Origin of the sequence: Adonisia turfae CCMR0081 (genome assembly GCF_011009555.1) — a bacterium.
Lineage (GTDB): Bacteria > Cyanobacteriota > Cyanobacteriia > Phormidesmidales > Phormidesmidaceae > Leptothoe > Leptothoe turfae.
The window spans coordinates 4,956,459-4,974,817 of record NZ_QXHD01000004.1 but is presented as its reverse complement, the minus strand read 5'-3'; the positions used below and the strand labels follow the sequence as shown (position 1 = coordinate 4,974,817).

At 46.5% G+C, this 18,359-nt stretch carries 20 protein-coding genes; 8 read left to right on the top strand and 12 right to left on the bottom strand.

The window, feature by feature from the left end:
- Positions 1–68: 68 nt before the first annotated feature.
- Positions 69–974 carry an undecaprenyl-diphosphate phosphatase gene (locus DXZ20_RS25330; protein WP_006516893.1) on the bottom strand — a complete coding sequence of 302 codons (906 nt, stop codon included), beginning with the start codon at positions 972–974 and terminating at the stop codon, positions 69–71.
- A gap of 506 nt (positions 975–1,480) precedes the next feature.
- Between DXZ20_RS25330 and DXZ20_RS25325 the strand changes: the two genes are divergently transcribed.
- The 4 genes from DXZ20_RS25325 (at position 1,481) to nadB (ending at position 5,858) form a co-directional block, all read left to right on the top strand.
- Positions 1,481–2,182, top strand: a complete 702-nt coding sequence (locus tag DXZ20_RS25325) for a DUF3120 domain-containing protein (protein WP_163659844.1) — start codon at positions 1,481–1,483, stop codon at positions 2,180–2,182.
- Between the two features lie 367 nt (positions 2,183–2,549).
- Positions 2,550–3,512 (top strand): adenylate/guanylate cyclase domain-containing protein, encoded by a 963-nt coding sequence (locus DXZ20_RS25320; RefSeq protein ID WP_250564677.1) that lies wholly within the window; start codon positions 2,550–2,552, stop codon positions 3,510–3,512.
- A 130-nt stretch (positions 3,513–3,642) separates the two neighbouring features.
- Complete coding sequence (gene psbU / locus DXZ20_RS25315; protein ID WP_163701827.1) at positions 3,643–4,059, top strand: photosystem II complex extrinsic protein PsbU; 417 nt, start codon at positions 3,643–3,645, stop codon at positions 4,057–4,059.
- A gap of 122 nt (positions 4,060–4,181) precedes the next feature.
- Positions 4,182–5,858, top strand: a complete 1,677-nt coding sequence (gene nadB, locus DXZ20_RS25310) for an L-aspartate oxidase (RefSeq protein WP_163703613.1) — start codon at positions 4,182–4,184, stop codon at positions 5,856–5,858.
- 34 nt (positions 5,859–5,892) lie between these two features.
- On the opposite strand, the gene DXZ20_RS25305 is transcribed toward nadB, so the two are convergent.
- A complete protein-coding gene (locus tag DXZ20_RS25305; protein WP_163701825.1) occupies positions 5,893–7,953 on the bottom strand; it encodes a thioredoxin domain-containing protein in 2,061 nt (686 codons plus the stop codon).
- A gap of 62 nt (positions 7,954–8,015) precedes the next feature.
- The gene (locus DXZ20_RS25300) at positions 8,016–8,732 is read right to left on the bottom strand and encodes a hypothetical protein (RefSeq protein WP_163701823.1); all 717 of its coding nucleotides are present in this window, start codon (positions 8,730–8,732) and stop codon (positions 8,016–8,018) included.
- Between the two features lie 182 nt (positions 8,733–8,914).
- Between DXZ20_RS25300 and DXZ20_RS38585 the strand changes: the two genes are divergently transcribed.
- The 4 genes from DXZ20_RS38585 to DXZ20_RS25280 all read left to right on the top strand — a co-directional run bounded on the left by DXZ20_RS38585 (position 8,915) and on the right by DXZ20_RS25280 (position 12,279).
- A complete protein-coding gene (locus DXZ20_RS38585; protein ID WP_163701821.1) occupies positions 8,915–10,048 on the top strand; it encodes an S-layer homology domain-containing protein in 1,134 nt (377 codons plus the stop codon).
- 212 nt (positions 10,049–10,260) lie between these two features.
- On the top strand, positions 10,261–10,353 hold the full coding sequence (locus DXZ20_RS38580; protein ID WP_348918725.1) for a hypothetical protein: 93 nt from the start codon (positions 10,261–10,263) through the stop codon (positions 10,351–10,353).
- Between the two features lie 121 nt (positions 10,354–10,474).
- A complete protein-coding gene (locus tag DXZ20_RS25285) occupies positions 10,475–11,815 on the top strand; it encodes a leucyl aminopeptidase family protein (RefSeq protein ID WP_163659856.1) in 1,341 nt (446 codons plus the stop codon).
- A 236-nt stretch (positions 11,816–12,051) separates the two neighbouring features.
- Positions 12,052–12,279, top strand: coding sequence for a photosystem II protein, Psb35-related (locus DXZ20_RS25280; protein ID WP_163659858.1), 228 nt, complete (start codon positions 12,052–12,054; stop codon positions 12,277–12,279).
- Between the two features lie 179 nt (positions 12,280–12,458).
- Here the strand turns inward: DXZ20_RS25280 and DXZ20_RS25275 are convergent, their stop codons facing one another.
- The 9 genes from DXZ20_RS25275 to DXZ20_RS25235 form a co-directional block, all read right to left on the bottom strand.
- Positions 12,459–13,121 (bottom strand): Na(+)/H(+) antiporter subunit B, encoded by a 663-nt coding sequence (locus DXZ20_RS25275; RefSeq protein WP_163659867.1) that lies wholly within the window; start codon positions 13,119–13,121, stop codon positions 12,459–12,461.
- Positions 13,118–13,696, bottom strand: coding sequence for a DUF4040 domain-containing protein (locus tag DXZ20_RS25270; protein ID WP_163659869.1), 579 nt, complete (start codon positions 13,694–13,696; stop codon positions 13,118–13,120). The genes DXZ20_RS25275 and DXZ20_RS25270 overlap by 4 nt, the downstream gene beginning before the upstream one ends.
- Positions 13,689–13,976, bottom strand: a complete 288-nt coding sequence (locus DXZ20_RS25265; protein WP_163659871.1) for a monovalent cation/H(+) antiporter subunit G — start codon at positions 13,974–13,976, stop codon at positions 13,689–13,691. The genes DXZ20_RS25270 and DXZ20_RS25265 overlap by 8 nt, the downstream gene beginning before the upstream one ends.
- Entirely contained in the window at positions 13,973–14,224 is a 252-nt protein-coding gene (locus tag DXZ20_RS25260; RefSeq protein WP_163659873.1) for a hypothetical protein, read from the bottom strand. The genes DXZ20_RS25265 and DXZ20_RS25260 overlap by 4 nt, the downstream gene beginning before the upstream one ends.
- Positions 14,221–14,619: a Na+/H+ antiporter subunit E gene (locus DXZ20_RS25255; protein ID WP_163659875.1), complete on the bottom strand. Its 399-nt coding sequence runs from the start codon at positions 14,617–14,619 to the stop codon at positions 14,221–14,223. Before DXZ20_RS25255 ends, DXZ20_RS25260 begins: the two co-directional genes overlap by 4 nt.
- Positions 14,619–16,058 (bottom strand): cation:proton antiporter, encoded by a 1,440-nt coding sequence (locus tag DXZ20_RS25250; RefSeq protein WP_163659877.1) that lies wholly within the window; start codon positions 16,056–16,058, stop codon positions 14,619–14,621. The genes DXZ20_RS25255 and DXZ20_RS25250 overlap by 1 nt, the downstream gene beginning before the upstream one ends.
- Positions 16,055–16,420, bottom strand: a complete 366-nt coding sequence (locus DXZ20_RS25245) for a cation:proton antiporter subunit C (protein ID WP_163701819.1) — start codon at positions 16,418–16,420, stop codon at positions 16,055–16,057. Before DXZ20_RS25245 ends, DXZ20_RS25250 begins: the two co-directional genes overlap by 4 nt.
- Before the next feature lie 129 nt (positions 16,421–16,549).
- Positions 16,550–17,962, bottom strand: coding sequence for a cation:proton antiporter (locus tag DXZ20_RS25240; protein ID WP_163659881.1), 1,413 nt, complete (start codon positions 17,960–17,962; stop codon positions 16,550–16,552).
- Between the two features lie 184 nt (positions 17,963–18,146).
- Entirely contained in the window at positions 18,147–18,356 is a 210-nt protein-coding gene (locus tag DXZ20_RS25235; protein ID WP_163659883.1) for a hypothetical protein, read from the bottom strand.
- Positions 18,357–18,359: the final 3 nt, after the last annotated feature.

Sequence of the window (18,359 nt, the reverse complement as noted above, 5' to 3'; positions counted from 1 at the left end):
GCTAGACAATTAATCCATAATACTTAGGGAAACCACCTATTGTGGGAATAAATAAAAGCAAAAACGCCCTAAACGTTTTGAATAGTCTTAGTAGCTAATCCAATTAAAATAGCGACGCCAAAGGCCAGGCGATACCAAACAAAAACCCAGGTACTATTGCGCCTTAGAAATTGAATTAGCCATGCGATCGCAAGATACGAAGAAATCACCGCCGCAATCAAGCCACCGACCAGGGGCACCAAACTTGCATCGCCCACTGTCGCCATCTCATCCAGCAACCCCTTAAGTTCTACTAGACCAGACAGCAAAATAGCTGGTGTCCCTAGCAAAAACGAAAAGCGTGCTGCCGTATCTCGCTCCAGACCTAAAAACAAACCGGCTGTTAGCGTTGAACCTGAACGAGATACACCAGGAACCAGGGCCAGGGCCTGACCGATGCCAACGCCAACGCCATCCCAGAGGTCTAACTTCTCAAACTTGCGCTTACGAGAGCCTACCTTTTCAGCAATGCCCAAAAGGACGGCCATCACAATAGATGTAATTGCGATCGCTTGGGTACTCCGAATCACTGACGTCTCGTACTGCGTTTCAAAAAACAGCTTGATGATTAGGCCACACAATACGATCGGAATCGAGCCCAGAATTATACCTAACCCCAAACGAAAATCTGAAGACTGATAGCGCTTTGCAATGGCCGCCTTGATCGTATTGCGAGTCACTTTGGTCAAATCATCCCAGAAGTACCACAAGATTGCAGCTAAACTACCAAGCTGAATCACAGCCGTAAATGCCACACCAGGATCGCCCCAACCTAGCGTTACAGGCACAATTTTGACGTGAGCGGTACTACTAATAGGCAAAAACTCCGTCAGTCCCTGCACAATGCCAATCACAATGGCTTGAAACAGGTTAATTTGCGCTGCTTGACTCGTAGGTGCTTGGGCCAAAAGCTCAAATAATTGGCAAACAAACATGAAAAATGCTCCAAAGCTCGAACTTTATCAATTAGGTCTAGCGCAGACCACTCCTATAGGACACGAACCATTCACAACTACATCCGGACTACCTCGACAAGCTTTTACTGATGCGCCATATCAGCACTTTGGAATCCAACTGCACTGAAATTAAGAATGTCGGTATGGGTGCACCACAAAACCCTCGGCAGGCAGTCGCAAGTATGTATCAACAGACAAACCGCTCATAGACTGAAGCATGATCCTCAGCTAAGCAGCAACCCAAAGAAAATCTGAAGTTTAGCAAAGATATATCCAATGCTCGCTAAGGTACATGCTGGCAAGACAAATCAGAACTGAAAATTCCTTATCAGCAATTTTTAATTGGGTTCTCCCTAAAAATTTACATACTGCAATATTATCTAGGTCGCCATTTACGAGGCTACGGTTCCTGAGTGGCTCAATTGACATGTTATGTTAACAATAATTAACCTCTCTCAGAATTCAATTGAATTCATCAGGAAGTATTGCTATCCGAAACTTCACCTCAAACCCAACTCACTGAACAACTAACGCTACGTTCTGATGAGCATGCAGCTCATCGGTTACCTGCATTCCTAGCATCTGCTTTCTTGGTCAGTGTGCCCGTTTTTTTTCAAGCCCCCCTTGTGCGGTTTCAGCCTTGGGTGAGCTTATTAATGACCTTTATTTGGCTATTCGGTGGGATCTATGCCCTGCGTCAGCACACATACAAACTCTGGGGAGACTTGGCAATTGGGTTTTCCTGGACATGGCTCGCTGGCAGCCTTTACTGGGGATGGCTGAGGGAAAATCCCTATGTCCACTTACCCGTTGAAGCCATTGGGTTACCCATCGTCATTATTTTAATCAGCCAGACTCGCCTTAAGATTGGCAGTTATTTTTATGTAGGGTCTTTACTGGGTACTGCTATTACGGATCTTTATTTCTACTGGGTCAATCTAATTCCCTATTGGCGACAAGCCATGACCGTGGAACCCACAGAGGCAGGTAATGTTTTGCAGGCAGCTCTACTACAGATTGAAAACCCTATTGCTGTCGCCAGGGCGTTGGCATTGCTCATAGCACTTATCTGTGTTGGCACCCTAGCACTCAAATCTAACCAAACCCATTGGTGGGCATTCGCTGGGGCAGTGCTAAGCACAATTCTGGTAGATGCGCTATTCCTACTTGCGGCAATCCTGGCATAAATAAGTAAGAGGCCCCATAAGCTTGTCTGCAAGAGCCTTACCGCTAAACGGCGTGACTTTCTTGACAAATAAGCAAGATTATTCGAATCTAGGCACCTGGTGGGGACTTAGAAAAATTAGCCTTAGCGTTGAAGATCTAGATAACGTATGAAGCTTTGACCATGAATCCTTAGGATCAGCAGTATTGTGTATGTAATGCATAATAAATAAGCACAAAGGCTATAGTGCTGTTAGGAGCAGTAGCGTTAAGGTATAGGACATAGCTGACTCGAAGCGTCGAGGTATAGTGTTATTCCCTGAAAAGACCCCTCAAGTTGGACCTTACCTGGTCCTAAAAACAGACTCAGGTCAACGTCACTTATCGTTGATGGGTAATAGTTGTTGGACTATTGGCCGCAGCGACGATAATAATTTTGTTCTGCCCGATCGCTGGATTTCCCGCAACCATGCAATGCTGCAATTTATGGAAAGCGGAGAATTCTATTTGATCGACTTAGGTAGCCGCAATGGCTCATTTGTGAATGGCCGTCGAGTCAGTGTGCCAGTTACCCTACGGAATGGGGATGCTCTAACCTTTGGGCAGACTGAATTGCAATTCTATTGTCCTGCACCAGAACCCGTTAACACCAATAGTAATAACTCACTGAGCTCACACGACTCTACCGCAACCGCTACACTGCACGTGCGTCGTTTGATTTCGGTCATGGTGGTCGACATCCGAGACTTCACAGTCATGACCCGGCAGATCGATGAAAAGATTTTATCAGAAGTCATCGGCACCTGGTTCCGTCATGCTGGCAACATCATTGGCGAGTACGGTAGTTGGGTCGATAAATACATTGGTGATGCTGTGATGGCCGTTTGGATTCATGGCACCCAGGCGGTAGAAGCTGAGGAAATGTTGAAAATCAGCCGCGCCATTAGTGCACTGAATGAGATGACGCGTCAGCTTCATAAGCAATTTCCCCTCCCTTTCCCGTTACGGGTGGGAGCTGGTGTGAACACTGGCTATGCAGTCGTAGGTAATACAGGTACAGGAGACCGTCCTGACTACACGGCCCTAGGTGACACCGTCAATGCGGCCTTCCGCTTTGAAAGCTCCACCAAACAGCTAGGCCTAGATGTAGCGCTGGGGGCAGAAACTTATAAGTACTTGAGTAAGCTGGGAGCCAACGAACAAACATTTAAGCGCTATTCAGCTTTGTTAAAGGGTTATGACAAACCGTTAACGACCTATGCATGCACGTTTTCAGACTTGGATAGATTTTTGATCAGTTACGATCGCAAATCCTCAGTTCCAATAAAATCCTCGTCTGTGCAGTCATCCTAAATTAGGGCTCAGGTGAGCATTTGCGTAACGGTCCGCAAAGGATTATCACCATTACTCAACATTGGCACAGCGAAAGTGATAGGCTGCTCATTAATGCTGTGTATGAGATTTAAATAAATCCGGCGGAGAGATGAAACAATTCTTTGGCCTATTAATGGCGCTTGGACTGGTATTTGGTACTTTGGTGAGCGATGCTCAGCCCGCAGTAGCCAATATGTTGAATGGCGGTACGGTGTTTCTGGCAGAAGCTAACTTACCTCGCAACGCAGTGGATGACAAGCTGGCTACAGAGTATGGCTATAAGCTTGATGTGAATAACACTAACGTTGCAGCGTTTAGGAAGTATCGGGGCCTATTTCCGACGATTGCAGGCAAAATCATTCGGAATGCTCCCTACGAGAACCTGGAGGATATCTTAGAAATCCCTGGACTTAGTGATGTTGAGAAATCACGGATTCAAGAGAACATGGACATATTTACTATCTCTCCACCTAACCCTGCGCTAGTGGAAGGTGACGACCGTTACAACAATGGTGCTTACAAGTAAGCAAGCATTCCCAGACTTGAATATTGGGTAAATCTCAAAATTTCAATTCCCTGGTATTGTCTTTATCTATCATTGCTCTTGATAGAGTGGTTTAATCCCTCTGTCAGGAGCAATTTTTATTGGTGCACTCCTCTTCGTCCTATGCTGCGTTGCCATCACAGTTTGATGTTTTAGTCGTCGGTGGTGGAGCTGCTGGCCTGTATTCAGCCCTTTGTTTACCCGCAACGCTCCAAGTAGGCTTAATCACAAAAGATACGCTGTCTATCTCCGCCAGCGACTGGGCACAGGGAGGAATTGCCGCTGCGATCGCACCTGACGATGCCCCAGAACTCCACATTGCCGATACTCTCAAAGCTGGCGTTGGTCTATGCGAGCGCCAAGCCGTAGACGTGCTAGTTAGACAGGCAGGGGAATGTATTCAGCACCTGACCCAAATGGGTGTGGCATTTGATCGCAAAGGCGAGCAGCTAGCAATGACCCTAGAGGCGGCCCATTCTCGGCGTCGAGTGTTACATGCCGCCGATACCACTGGACGAGCCGTAGTCACCACACTGGCAGATCAAGTACTCCAACGCCCAAATATCCACGTCTTTAACCAAGCCCTAGCATTAGACCTATGGATGCATCAGGGAGAATGCCTTGGTGTACAGCTGGTCCACAGTCAACAACTAAAGTTGGTAAAGGCTAACGCCGTCGTTCTAGCCACAGGTGGCGGTGGCCAAATCTATTCACAAACGACCAATCCCACTGCCAGCACAGGGGATGGTGTGGCCATGGCCTGGCGAGCGGGAGCCACCCTACGGGATTTGGAATTTATGCAATTTCATCCCACAGCCTTAACCCAAGCAGGGGCTCCTCGCTTTCTCATTAGTGAGGCTGTCAGGGGAGAAGGCGCACATTTGATTGATATTCATGGCCGTCGGTTTGCCTTTGACTATCATCCTGACGGCGAATTAGCCCCCAGAGATGTGGTCAGTCGAGCTATTTTTAATCATCTTCAGAGACATCCAGATGAGTCTGTGGTGTATCTGGATCTGAGGGTGATTGCCCCAGAGCGAGTGAACCATCGGTTTCCCAATATCATTCGCAAATGTCAAAAATGGGCAGGTATTAACGTCTTTGAAACGCCGATTCCCGTCTCACCTGCAGCCCACTACTGGATGGGCGGAATAATCACTAACCTTGGTAGTCAAACGACCATACCTCGCCTCTATGCCGTTGGTGAAAATGCCAGCACGGGTGTACATGGTGCTAATCGATTAGCTAGTAATTCATTACTGGAATGTTTGGTATTTGGAGCACAGCTGAAGGACATTACACCACAACCACTAGCAGATTTATCTCAAAGCGATAGTGCTGCTAGTGATGAATTAACCACGCCCCCGGATTTAGATGAGGTTGCTAGTTGGCTCCAGCAACATCGAACAGCCATTGGGCAATTGGTGTGGCAAAGTGCAGGCATTGCCCGTGAAGCCAACCAAATGAATGCGGCACTGGATCAGCTAGAACAATGGAAAACCGAGTTCGACGCATTACCGCTGACACAGATAGTAAACAGGGTGAACGAACAGAAAAATCATACGCTCCCTGCAACGCTAGATTTCACAATACTCCGTCTTTGGGCAGAAACTCGCAATCTATTAACCGTGGCCAAATTAGTGCTTGAAAGCGCCCTGTTTCGCACTGAAAGTCGCGGTGGGCATTACCGCAGTGATTATCCTGAAACAGATGCTACCTGGCAGGTGCATACCCTAGTTCAAGATGGAATTTGTTTGCGATCGCAGCCCATCCAGCAATAAAGCACTTCTTCCCTTAGTCAGCAGATAGTTCTCTCTAGCGAATTTTGTCCCTTTGCTGACTCATAACAATCTGCTCCATCATTTCTTCAACACTCATTGCTGACTTACGACATGACAGACCGCGACATACTAACCCGGCCTCTCCATCCGATAAATTTTGATGCACTAAAACAACGGTAGGTAAGTAACTACGCGATAGTTTAGTGACATTCTCTGCATGCGTTCTGACCAGGGTGTGATGACGATACCAGTCGAGGGCCTGAAACAGGGTTGGACAAGCCCTAGTCGCCTGCTCCATAACGATGCTAAAAGACTTTAGAGCCTTTTCAGCATGATCTAAATAGGTTAAATCTTCAGTGAGTAAGAATAATCGTATCAGGCTGGCAATAGCCACACCATTAGCTGCTGGCGTTGCATTATCTTGATAGCTTCGTTCTCTGATCAATAAACTCTCACTGACATCGCTAGCCGTGTTGTAATACCCATTGGCTACATCACTCCAAAGCCATTGGTCAAACTCAGCTTGAATGTTCTTGGCATGGGCTAACCAGTCTGCTGCTATACCCTTCGACAACCCAAGACTAGCTTGCTGAATATCCAACAGAGCCTTGATAAATAAGGCATAGTCTTCGGCCTGAGCTAATACAGCAGGGGCCCCATCGTAATTCAACCGATGAAAGCGTCCATTTATCCATTGGTTTTCTAAAATAAACTGAGCTGCTTCAACCGCTAAATCTAGATACTCCATCTGGTTAAAGACAGCCGCCGCACGAGCTAAACCAGAAATCATCAGGCTATTCCATGCGACGATCATTTTGGTATCAGTGACAGGGGGAATGCGACCTGGCCACGCCGAGTTTTTGGCAGCATGAGCATCGATTGCTGGTGCAAAGGTTGCCAAGGCAGGTTGACCGTAGCGCACAGCAAACAGTTTTTGCAAGGCAGACTCTGTCCCTGGCTTAAGCGCTCCAGGCTGCTGCCGTTGGAGCACGATATTACCCTCAAAATTGCCTTCAGCCGAAATAAAAAAGTCGGCGTTCAGGTCAGCAAATTCCGCATCTGTTAAAAGTTCTCGCAGCTCGGTCTCACGCCACACATAAAACGCCCCCTCTTCAGGTTCAACGTCATTAGGGGTGACAAAACTGTCGGCATCTTGGGCGGCATAGAAATACCCCGCCCACATCTCACGCTTTAGCCATTGAACAGTTCCAGCAACCGCTCTCTCAAAGGCAGGTTCCTGATGTCCCTGACTCCATAAATCTGCCAAGTACTCCATGATCAAACCATTGTCATAGAGCATTTTTTCAAAATGAGGCACCGTCCAATTTGGATCGACGGTGTAGCGATGGAAACCGCCAGCTACATGGTCATATATCCCCCCAAGGGCCATATCCACTCCTCGACGCAGACAAATTTCCTCAGGATTCAGCTCGTCTGTGGGCTCCACCCAACGAATAGAACGTAAAGCACTGAGCCCATAGGGAATCATGGGAAAACTGGTGCCTTGACCCGATGGAAGCAGGATTTTCACACTGGTGGCCAATCCACGGACTAGCAACTCTGTACTGAGGTTGTCGTCTGCGGGCAACAACGTTGACTGCTGTAGCGTTTCTAAAATCTGAGCTTTGACTGCACCCACTTTAGGCTGATCTGTATCGTAGAGATTGCGCAAAATCTCTAACAGTTTCAAAAAACCAGGACGACCATAGCGAGGCTCAACGGGGAAGTAAGTGCCTCCATAAAAGGGCACTAAATCATCAGGAGATAGAAAAATATTGAGCGGCCAGCCTCCTTGTCCTACAAGCATCTGAAGGGCTTGCATATAAATGCTATCAAGATCGGGACGCTCCTCACGATCAACCTTGATAGGCAAAAAGTTGGCATTGAGATAGGTAGCTATTTCACTATCCGAAAAAGCTTCCCCTTCCATTACCGTGCACCAATGGCAGCTAGAATAGCCCACCGACAGAAAAATTGGCTTATTGTCACGTCTTGCTGCCTCTAATGCGTCATCACACCAAGGCCACCAGTCAATTGGATTTTCGGCGTGTTTACGCAAGTAGAGACTTTGACTTTGGGCAAGACGATTCACCATAGGTCAGGGAAACAAAGAACTGTTGCCCCCTGAGTCTATCAAGATTAGCCATAATGATGTGCTTAAGAACAGCCTTCAGCCCATGTGACGGCAGGGAATTGTCCAGTGCGAAACTGGGTGACTCGGCCTTCTTTATCGGTTTCAAAGACGAGGCTATACAGGTTACTGCCAGCAGCCTCCGAGGTTAGTGTGACATAACTGCCGTCGGTGTATGGATGGGGCGTCACGTCTATCTGTCCGTCATAAACGGCATCAATCTCTTCAATGGTGGAACCAATGCCAAGACCACTCAGGGTTTTAATTGGACTCTCCGACCAAATATCAATTCGAATTACTTGATCATTCACCACCATGAGGCCAATGCCATCAATCGACGCGACACGGGTTGCCTTTTCAGGATCATAAACTTCTGGTAAGTAGTACTGGCACAATTCTGACTGGGTCATCGGAGCCACGACAAAACTAACCTGGGCAGCATTGGCTGCCTCTTGAATAGACATTCCCAGTCTTACTGGGCCTAAACCGCCAATGGATACGGCTTCTTTTTCTAACGGCTGTAGGATATCCAAGCGTTGATGAACCTTACTAATCAGAGCGCCAACCGCCGTAGCTCTAGCCATGATGTGAGTCACCAAGGCGGACACAGGGCGCAATGTGGAGATTTGCCCAGTCATCATTACACAGCCACTCATACCAAGAGCAGGTAAAGCGATGACCAGTAAACGCTTGGCACGACCCACTGTAGATTTTAATTTGGACTTTCTAAATCGTAAAATCATCAGTCAAGAAAGTAGCAAGCTATGGTAGCTCACTGTCAAGAAATAACCACTTACGCAAAAGCTTAATAGAAAGAATAATTTAGAAATGTAAGTAATAACGCTTAAGTCGATCCTTTTCTGATTTATCTTTATATCGGGAATATATTTTGATTAATCCTCTATTAAGGGATTAGGAGTCTGCTGTGTCACAAATTCCGTCTGACCCAGGTACTGATAATAATCGTCGTCGCTCAGTTGACTATGATGAACTGATTGCTTTATTTGTAGCATTTCTAACCTTGGGCAGCGTATTATTTTGGGGGTTGACCCGATCCGGGGTGAACTTGTTGGGGCAAGCGGGACTCTTTAATGCCGATAGTGCACCTTCTGTAGCGGGTGCGTTCGACGCAGGAGAGCGACTGGGTCGAGCTGAAGACACTGATAGTAGCCTGGAAGCTGAAACTGATGGAGATGGTATTGGCTTTGGCACTGTAGAGGATATTGGTTCAGGTAGTGCTGGCGTCCTTAGGAATAGCAATCAGGCGCTAGAAAGAGCAGCTGAGGATCCCTTTCTGAAGGGTCCCTCTCTGAACAATAGGGTTACTAGTCAGACAACAACGGTACCGTCGCGTTCTGACATTCAGACATCTGCCTCAACGGAGCTGCCTCAACAATCGGCGCAGCCTGCACAAACGGATACGGCTGCTGCCCCAACGAACCAGGAGCCTTTGGAGTCAAGCCGTGAGGCGCTTCAATTTCAGGATGTGCCTGACGATTATTGGGCTAAGCCCTACATTGATGCTCTCAGTGAGCGATTGGTCTTGGATGGTATTTCTGAGGGTACGTTTGCTCCTGAGCAACCAGTGACACGGGCACAGTTAGCGAGTGCAATTGCTCAAGCATTTCCCCTAGAAGATCAAGAGGCCGCGATCGCATTCTTGGATGTTGAGGAAGGCTATTGGGCAACCGAAGCCATCGACAAAGCCGTAAAAGGTGGCTTTATGAGTGGTTTCCCTGATGAAAGCTTCCAACCTACACTACCGGTACCCCGTGCCCAGGTCCTCACGGCCTTAGTTACAGGGCTGAATAGCACTATCCCCACAGACACTCAAACCATAGTTAATCTCTACAGCGATGCCGCAGAGATCCCTAGTTGGGCAATTGACAAAATGGCGGCGGCTACCCAAGCCAATATTGTCGTTAACTACCCCAACTTGGATATGCTCAATCCCAATCAGCCTGCTACCCGTGCCGAAGTTGCAGCGATGATTTATCAAACGTTAGCGAACCAAGGGAGAGTTGACTCCATTGATGGAGAATACGTAGTTCAACCTTAGGCGTATATGATTGAGGGCCTCATTATTGGTGTTGATGAATGGGGTTCACTAGCCGCGTAACTTTTGGCAATATGAGCCCACTCAACGCCCGCTTGAGTGTGACTACGCAACTCTATCTCCAGCTGAATAAAACGCCAGAATCTCTAGCGTTAAGCAAGGTTTAAAAGAACCGGGGCTAGTTATTTATTGGACCAACTACCGTCTATGCCTTTATGCAGGCCATGGGTTCCGTGAACGATCATCTGGAAAGTTGCTGTGTTCGTCAGAGCGTCGAAGAAAAGCCAGCTTTATTTGAGTGGCCATGAAGACAAATAATTTTAAGGTGTATTTCTTGAAATAAAGCTCAGGTGCTACACCGTTGCTAGTAGCCATAAGGCAAACTAAACTCGTCTGAATAACTATGTTTGAACGTGTGGAGGTTCCCCCTTGGCAGATGCGATCGCAATTTACCTAGTCAATGAAGAGGAGCTCCAGACCGATCATCCTGATAGTGCTGCCTGGTGCCAGGCAGCCGGATTTTCTGGTCAAACTGGCAAAGTATGCTTAATTCCCGATGCCACTGGCAAAATTGGCAAAGTCTTAGTGGGGCGTCCCGACACCATAGATACCTGGACCCTGGCAAGTCTACCCAAAACATTGCCAGCAGGGACATACACCTTGGGCAATGCGTTAGCTATCGCTAACGCGACCAAACTGTATTTGGGTTGGCAGTTGGGCAGCTATAGCTTTGATCGCTACAAACTGACCAAAACCAGCATTCTTGCAAAACTACACCCCCCTGATCATGTAGATGTAACCTACGTTAAAGCCGCCACAGAAGCCACCTATCTAGTACGCGATCTGATCACCACACCCTCCAACAATATGGGGCCTGATCAGCTTGAGGAAACAACCCGCAGCTTAGCTGAGCGCTACGAAGCCAAAGTGGAAGTCATTGCAGGTGGCGATTTAGTCATCGAAAATTACCCGATGATCTATGCCGTTGGAAAAGCCAGCACCCGTGCGCCTCGCCTGATTGATCTGCGCTGGGGCAATCCAGACGCCCCCAAAGTCACCCTGGTAGGCAAAGGAGTTTGCTTTGACAGTGGCGGCTTAGACGTTAAATCCGCCACTGGCATGCGCCTCATGAAAAAAGACATGGGGGGAGCAGCCCAGGTGCTAGGGATAGCACAGATGATTATGGAAATCGGCTTACCGGTCAACCTCAGAGTATTGGTGGCAGCCGTTGAAAATAGCATTGCGGGCAATGCCCTACGCCCCTTAGATATTTTGACATCCCGCAAAGGAACAACCATCGAAGTAGGCAATACAGATGCTGAAGGACGCTTAATATTAGCCGATGCCTTATGGGAAGCTAGCAGCGAAGACCCAGACTTACTGATTGACTGTGCCACCCTTACCGGTGCTGCCCGTGTTGCCCTTGGCACTGAACTGCCAGCCTTTTTCTGCAACGACAATGGGGTCACTAAAACATTACTTGATGCAGGTCTAAATATAGACGACCCACTCTGGAATCTGCCTTTACATACGGCCTATCGCTCCATGCTAGATAGTCCAGTAGCTGACATGAATAATATTGCCAGCGGCTCCTATGGTGGTTCCATTACAGCAGCTCTCTTTTTACAAGAATTCGTTCAGCCAGACATCTCCTGGATCCATGTAGATTTTATGGGTTACAACCTCCGGAGCTTGCCCGGACGCCCTGAGGGAGGGGACGCCATGGGCATGAGAGCACTGTTTGAATTGATCAAACAGCGTGTAACTTAAAATGCACTCTACTCCCCACACTCAGTGTCTCTACTTAGAGCACACAACGTTGGCATCAAGGGTGATAGTCATAAAGCAAATTGTTGATAGCCACACCAACAATTTAGTCAATCGCAGTTGACGTTTCTTAATAATTTTCGTTACTGTTAATTACATAAGACAACGCTTGCACTTATTGACCGGCTGGTGTTGCCCTACATCGCAATATCATCAGCACTTTAAATAGGAGATTAAATATGGCTATCGTATTGGCACTTTTGATCGTAGGTTGGCTAGCCGCTGTACTGATTGGCTCTCAAGCATACTTCCTAGGCGAGCAATCTAAACCCATTCATGAGCGTAACTGGCGTTCTGATTCCTTCGACGCCCTATCTCAAACTATCACTGGACGTGAGACTAGCTTCAGCACTCGTACTCCTGCCTATAGCTATGACGCATTCTCAAGTCGAAGCTTAGAGGGTTAACCCTCTCGTATCAGCTGTAGAGCTGGTACTCATAGTGAATCTACATTCACTGTCTCCAATTCATTCCAACTCCATGCCTCTTGAACTGCGGTTTGAGAGGCATGGATGTATCTAGGACTAAGCGATAACTTGTATGGCAAGCAGTTCTATCACTCAAACTTAAGACGTAGCATCACCAGCTACAACAATCCTCGATAACGAATAAATGTCAGAATAGCCGCCCAAGATCCCAAAGCTACTTTAACCGCCACTAAAATATTGAGCAGTGGAATCCAGCCACCACTGACTAACGTGCCGACTTGGCCGTTGGGTAAAGCAATGCCGACTAACGAAAGCACTGCTAAAACAATAAAAACCAGCACTGCTATCTTTTCCCAAATAGCAGCCCCCCAACGTTGATAAATATCCTCCATCCATTTTGGTGACGAGGTAATCGCCACAAGGCCAATCGCTGTACCGCCCGCAACACCAGCAGCAAAACCGCCACCGGGGCTCAAATGCCCCCGAATTGCCAACTCAATACCCACTAAGGCTGCAATCGTTGCGCCTAACCGTGCCAATACTACAGATGGGTGATCGGTAAATTGGTAAATCGTGCAGGAAGGCTGTTCATTAGCAAGCAAAAAGCGTGCCCCCATAATTGCTAGGGTAAAAACAACAACTTCAAAAATGGTGTCATAGAGGCGGTTTCTAAAAATAATGCCTGACACCGCATTCGACACACCCGTATCTTGCACGATCACGTCAACAATAGAAACCTCAGCCATATCAGTAGATGGATTAGGAAAAACCAGCATCTTAATGTAGAGAGCAACTCCAGCAATCACATAAATCCACTTCATAGTCCTTTCCCTCTGGATAAATTAGCGGTTTCTACATCAGCAAATCTGAGGTTCACTAACTCATGAGACAATTTAGCCTGCAAGATCTCATATAGACGACGCACACGAATTTGCAAGTCACCAGTAGGAGCCGTTAGCTGATCAGAGTTCTCGGAATTTGGCACCATGAAAACCGCATGAATTTCTTTATTGGCTAATGCTGTCTGCAGGGTAGAAGTCTGAGTGAATGGAATCACTTCCAATCTCAGATGCTTTTCTTGAAGATGAGTGCGTAAAGAAGATAACAAGGCCTCATAGCCTGGACATTCACTACTCGCGGTTTCAACCACCCCTAGCCGCATACTCATCGAGGAGCGTACCGCTACTGCATAGAGGGTAATTGATAACATTGTGCCAACCAAAGCCTCGGTCAGAGCAACATCAGCCGCACCAAACATTGCATAGACTAAGGCTGCAACAGCACCAAGGATGCCACGAATCACTAGCGCATTGTATGGATTTACTTGTGACACCAACATACTGGCTGTCATGGGTAGCAGGAGAAGTATTGCAACCGTATAAATATCTTCAGTCATAACGTCCCTCATTTGAGCAGTAAGCCAGAACATAACCCAACACCGTATTCCAAAGAGACAGAGAAATCAGTGCTAGCAAAAGCAAGGGCCATTCTCTCGGAATTTTGAGCAAGAGACCCACAATAATGCTCATTGAACCAAGGGTGTCAGAAACAGACAAACTATGTAGTTTAAAGAGGACGGAGCGATGCCCCAGCAACGGTAATGTGCCCCAAAACCAAAAGATTAGACCAATTACAATACAGCTATAGCTGATGACATTAATAACAGTATCTATCATGATTCATTCACCCGTCTCAGCACATGAGCTAACAACATTAATGCAGCATTGCCAACACTTAAAATTAGGACTCCAACAACACCAATCATCCAGTCATCACGTAGGATAGAAAGCATCAGAATCATGACTGATGTTTTGGTGGCAATGCTGGCAAATGCCAACATTTTTTGCCAGATATCGTCATCTTGCCAAGCTTCATAGATTGGTATCAACAAAGCACCGATCATGGCTAATAAAATACCGTTCATGGGCGTTTCCTCCGCTCAACTTGATGGACCTCATACCAGCCATCCTCACGACATTTAAGGACAATTGTTTTAGGTGTAAACGTGATTAAAAAGATATCGAGAAAAATCAAGCCAGGTGTTCGAAAAGGGCGTACACGCTCTCGCGTTATTACCTCCTTTGCATGGGGACGCAATATAATCTCAAACGCTTCAAAATAAGCCTTGGGAATAGCTAAGACAATTTCCCAGCAGACTCGCAACAACTCTTTTAACCAGCGCTTCCAAGAAGCGGGAACAGTATACCGGTGAGGAATGAACCAGGCAACAAAGAGTCCAATCGCAATGTTTGCTGGACTTAAATCAGCTGTGAGTAAAAACCAAATCGTCAGTCGCAGTAATAAATCTGGAATACTCATTACACCAACACCATACTAAACAGCAACACTAAAATCAGGCTCATTGCACCAATCAAATGTTCAAATTGTTCAGCAGCACGGGGCAGTTCAAACTTAAGTCTTCTAACACCTATGAAGTAAATCAACCAGCCTGCAATAATGACCAGCAATGCTTTGACAATATTAGGAAGTGTATACCCCCCTAAAAAGAAACTATTGGCTGCAATAAGGCCGCCCAACAACACTATCGTCGCTGACCAAAATCCACGGGACGGTTTCTTATCTGAGATGGCGAGTTTTTCAAATGGTAAAAAGATAAATCGGGCAAATGCAACTGCTGTACCAATGGCTGCAAGGGTAAGTACTGTGGATTGCCAAGGTGCCATTAATTTTAAGGTGAGCGCTTTAGCACCGAAACCAGCCATTAACGGAAAACCTGAAATAGACAGACTAGCGGCTGTCAGTACACCCCACACAGGAAACTGTATAGGCATCTGACGCAATTCTTGAAAACTGCGACTTTGTAAATTGCCTGCGACTAAAAAAAGCAATGCCTTGGCTAAACCATGACTTAGTGCATAAAAACCTGATGCCGCTGGCGCAGCCACAACAAATCCTAGCTGAGAAATCGTGCTGGATGCCAGCATTCGCTTTGTGTCTTTTTCAAAGATTGCGTAGCCCACACCGAAAAGCGCTGTGGCTATACTAAATAATTGAAGAATCGGCTGAATATCATCAACTAACAGCGCACACCGTGCCAAGGGATAAACACCTGTATTGACCACTACACCAGATAGTATTGCTGAGACAGGTGTTGCGGCTTCGGAATGGGTTAACGGCAGCCATAAACCCGATACAAACATGCCGCCCTTAGTTAAAAGGCCCAACATGATAAGTGCGATCGCATCTGCAGGAGACGTCTGTAAACCTGTGTAGGCAAACGATCCATTCGCCTGATACACTAGCACTGCTCCAATTAGATAAAACAGCATGGCCGTATTGCTGACAAATAAGTAGCGCAAGCCCACCCAAATAGAACGATCCGTTCGTGGATAGGCAATCAGCAAAAAAGCAGCAATACCAACGACTTCTAAGGCTACATACAAACTAATGAAATCAGCACAGATGAAAACGGCATTGACACTACCGTGCAAAATTATCATCTGCGTAAAAAAGAAAGCCGATTTCTCTTGCTCCCAACAATAGAGCAGCACCGCAACTGTTACCAGGGCATTTCCTAAAATAAAGTAACCACTCAGTGAATCCGCTAAAAGAGTTACACCAAAGTTGTCTAATAGACTTATATCGAGGGCATCTGGCATTTGGAATAAGGCCAAACCATAGCCTATTGAAACCAGCGCAACACCCATGGCCAGATAACGATCTAACTTGGGCAAAAGATAGATGCTAAATCCAATTAAGAGCGGTAATGCAATCCAAGCAATCGTTAAAATCATCATGGCGTATTACTCTTTTCAATCTCGGAAATCTCCAGAGTCGGGTTATCCCGTGACAGCTTCATCACCCCGACCAGCATCAATGCTTGAATCGAAAAGCCAATCACAATAGCCGTCAAAATCACAGCTTGAGGCACCGGATCCGCATAGGCCCCAGAGTCTGCTCCCAATTCGATCCCAGCCCCAGATCCTAAGATGGGCGTAAACAAACCGCGATGCGATGCCACAAGCACATAACAGGAAATGACACCAGTGCTCATCACATCCATAGAGAGAATTTTCATCATGAGGTTTTTCTTCAAAATAATTCCAAAGAAACCACCCATGACTGTGGCAAAAATACAGGCTTCGAGTACAGCAATCATTGATTTAAATATCAAACAAACAGCTGGTTGATTCAGATTATGAGGAATATCCTGTCACTTCAATTGAGCACAACAGAAGTGGCAGGATATTTAATCTGTCCCCGGCAACAGAGGATTGGACTAGCGACTTTAATCTGTCGCTGGCAACACGTCACTAGACGACATCTCCACATTAGATCCTTTCAGCGTCAGCTGAAGTAGTGGAGGCGCTAAGAATGTGGTCAGGATTACCATCACGATAATCGCCGCTTCCAAAGGTCGATCCAATACCCCGCTAGCAGATCCAATTCCAGCAAAGACAAGACCCACTTCACCACGAGGAATCATGCCAACACCAATGGCCATACGGTTAATTCCAGGCTGACCAAACACAGCCCAACCGGTGACTAACTTACCTACCACAGCTACCGCAATTAAGAAAGCGGCAATAATTAAACCAGCCCGATTTTCAGCAACCATAGGATTCAAAACTCCCAGGTCTGCTTTCGCACCTACAGTAACAAAAAAGATTGGTACCAGGATATCGGCAATCGGCATAATTTGCTGATCGAGTTCTTTGCGCTTGTCAGTTTCATCTAGCACAAGACCTGCTGCGAATGCACCTAAGATGGCTTCTAGATGTATAGCGCTAGCAAAACAAGACATTACCAAAGCAAACGTAAACGCAGGGATCAGCAATGCACCACGAGTTTGCAACTTATCAGCAATCGCAACAAATCCTGTATTGAAAAACTTACCGAGGAGAATAGCTCCTAGCAAAAAGCCACTGGCACTGATGATGAGATAAACCACATTTAGCAGATCTACCTCACCTGTCTTAGCCAAACTAGCCACAACCGCTAAGACGATAATGCCTAAAACATCATCAATGACAGCAGCTCCAACAATAATTTGACCTTCTTTAGACTTTAAGTGGCCTAACTCCGATAAAACCTTAGAGGTAATACCAATGCTAGTCGCAGTTAGCGCTGCTCCCGCAAAAATGGCAGGAATAACAGGAACATGGAAAATCGATACCAAGCCTACGGTGCCTAAGGTAAAAGGAACAACTACCCCGACAACAGCTACCACAGCAGCTTGAAAGCCGACCTTACTCAATTCACGTAAGTCAGACTCTAAGCCAATTTCAAATAGCAGAACGATAACACCTAATTCTGCCAATACTGAGATTACTTCACTCTGCCCCTCAAAGACACGCATTGCTGCATCCGCATCCAGATGCCCCATCCATTGCACTAATTGAGCAATCAATGAATCTGTAATCGTTGCGGTGTTTTCAGGAAACATCAACAGATGTAGAGCAGAGATACCAACAACAACACCCCCTACTAATTCACCTAATACGGGAGGTAAATCAAGGCGCTTTGATAGCTCACCACCAATCTTACTAGTGGCATAGACTGTTATCAAACTCAGCAGCACACCCATCAAAATAAAAGGGCTGAACTCAGCTGGCAAGACTTCTGCAAATGTCCATGGGGTTGATGGCCACGTGTCTATCAACTGATCCAGGGATAACGCTGACACGTTATTGAACAACATGAGTAAATCCTCTTTGCTTCATAGTTTTAAAGTGTTTTTGTCTTAAATTCAGTATGAAAAATATGCACTCTCCCAAGATAAATAGCAAAAATAGTAAGTTGAAGGTGTTGGTTGCTGGGTATTCACCAAAAGCTTGAATTCAATACCCAGCAACACAGCTGGATTACTCGCCGACAACAAGCCTCTAATTACGCCGACTACTCATTTGTAACCAACCAATGGCAATAGCCCCCATTGTCAGTTGCACCGTACTAGGCACTAAGGAAAATCCCCAAAGCCCACTCAGCAAGGCAACGATATAGAGCGCGAGCGCATAAACTTCATCACGATGGCGTAAGCGGTAACCTAAAGCAGTCATGCCGAGAGCAAGTAACAGCCACAAAACAGGTTGCATAGC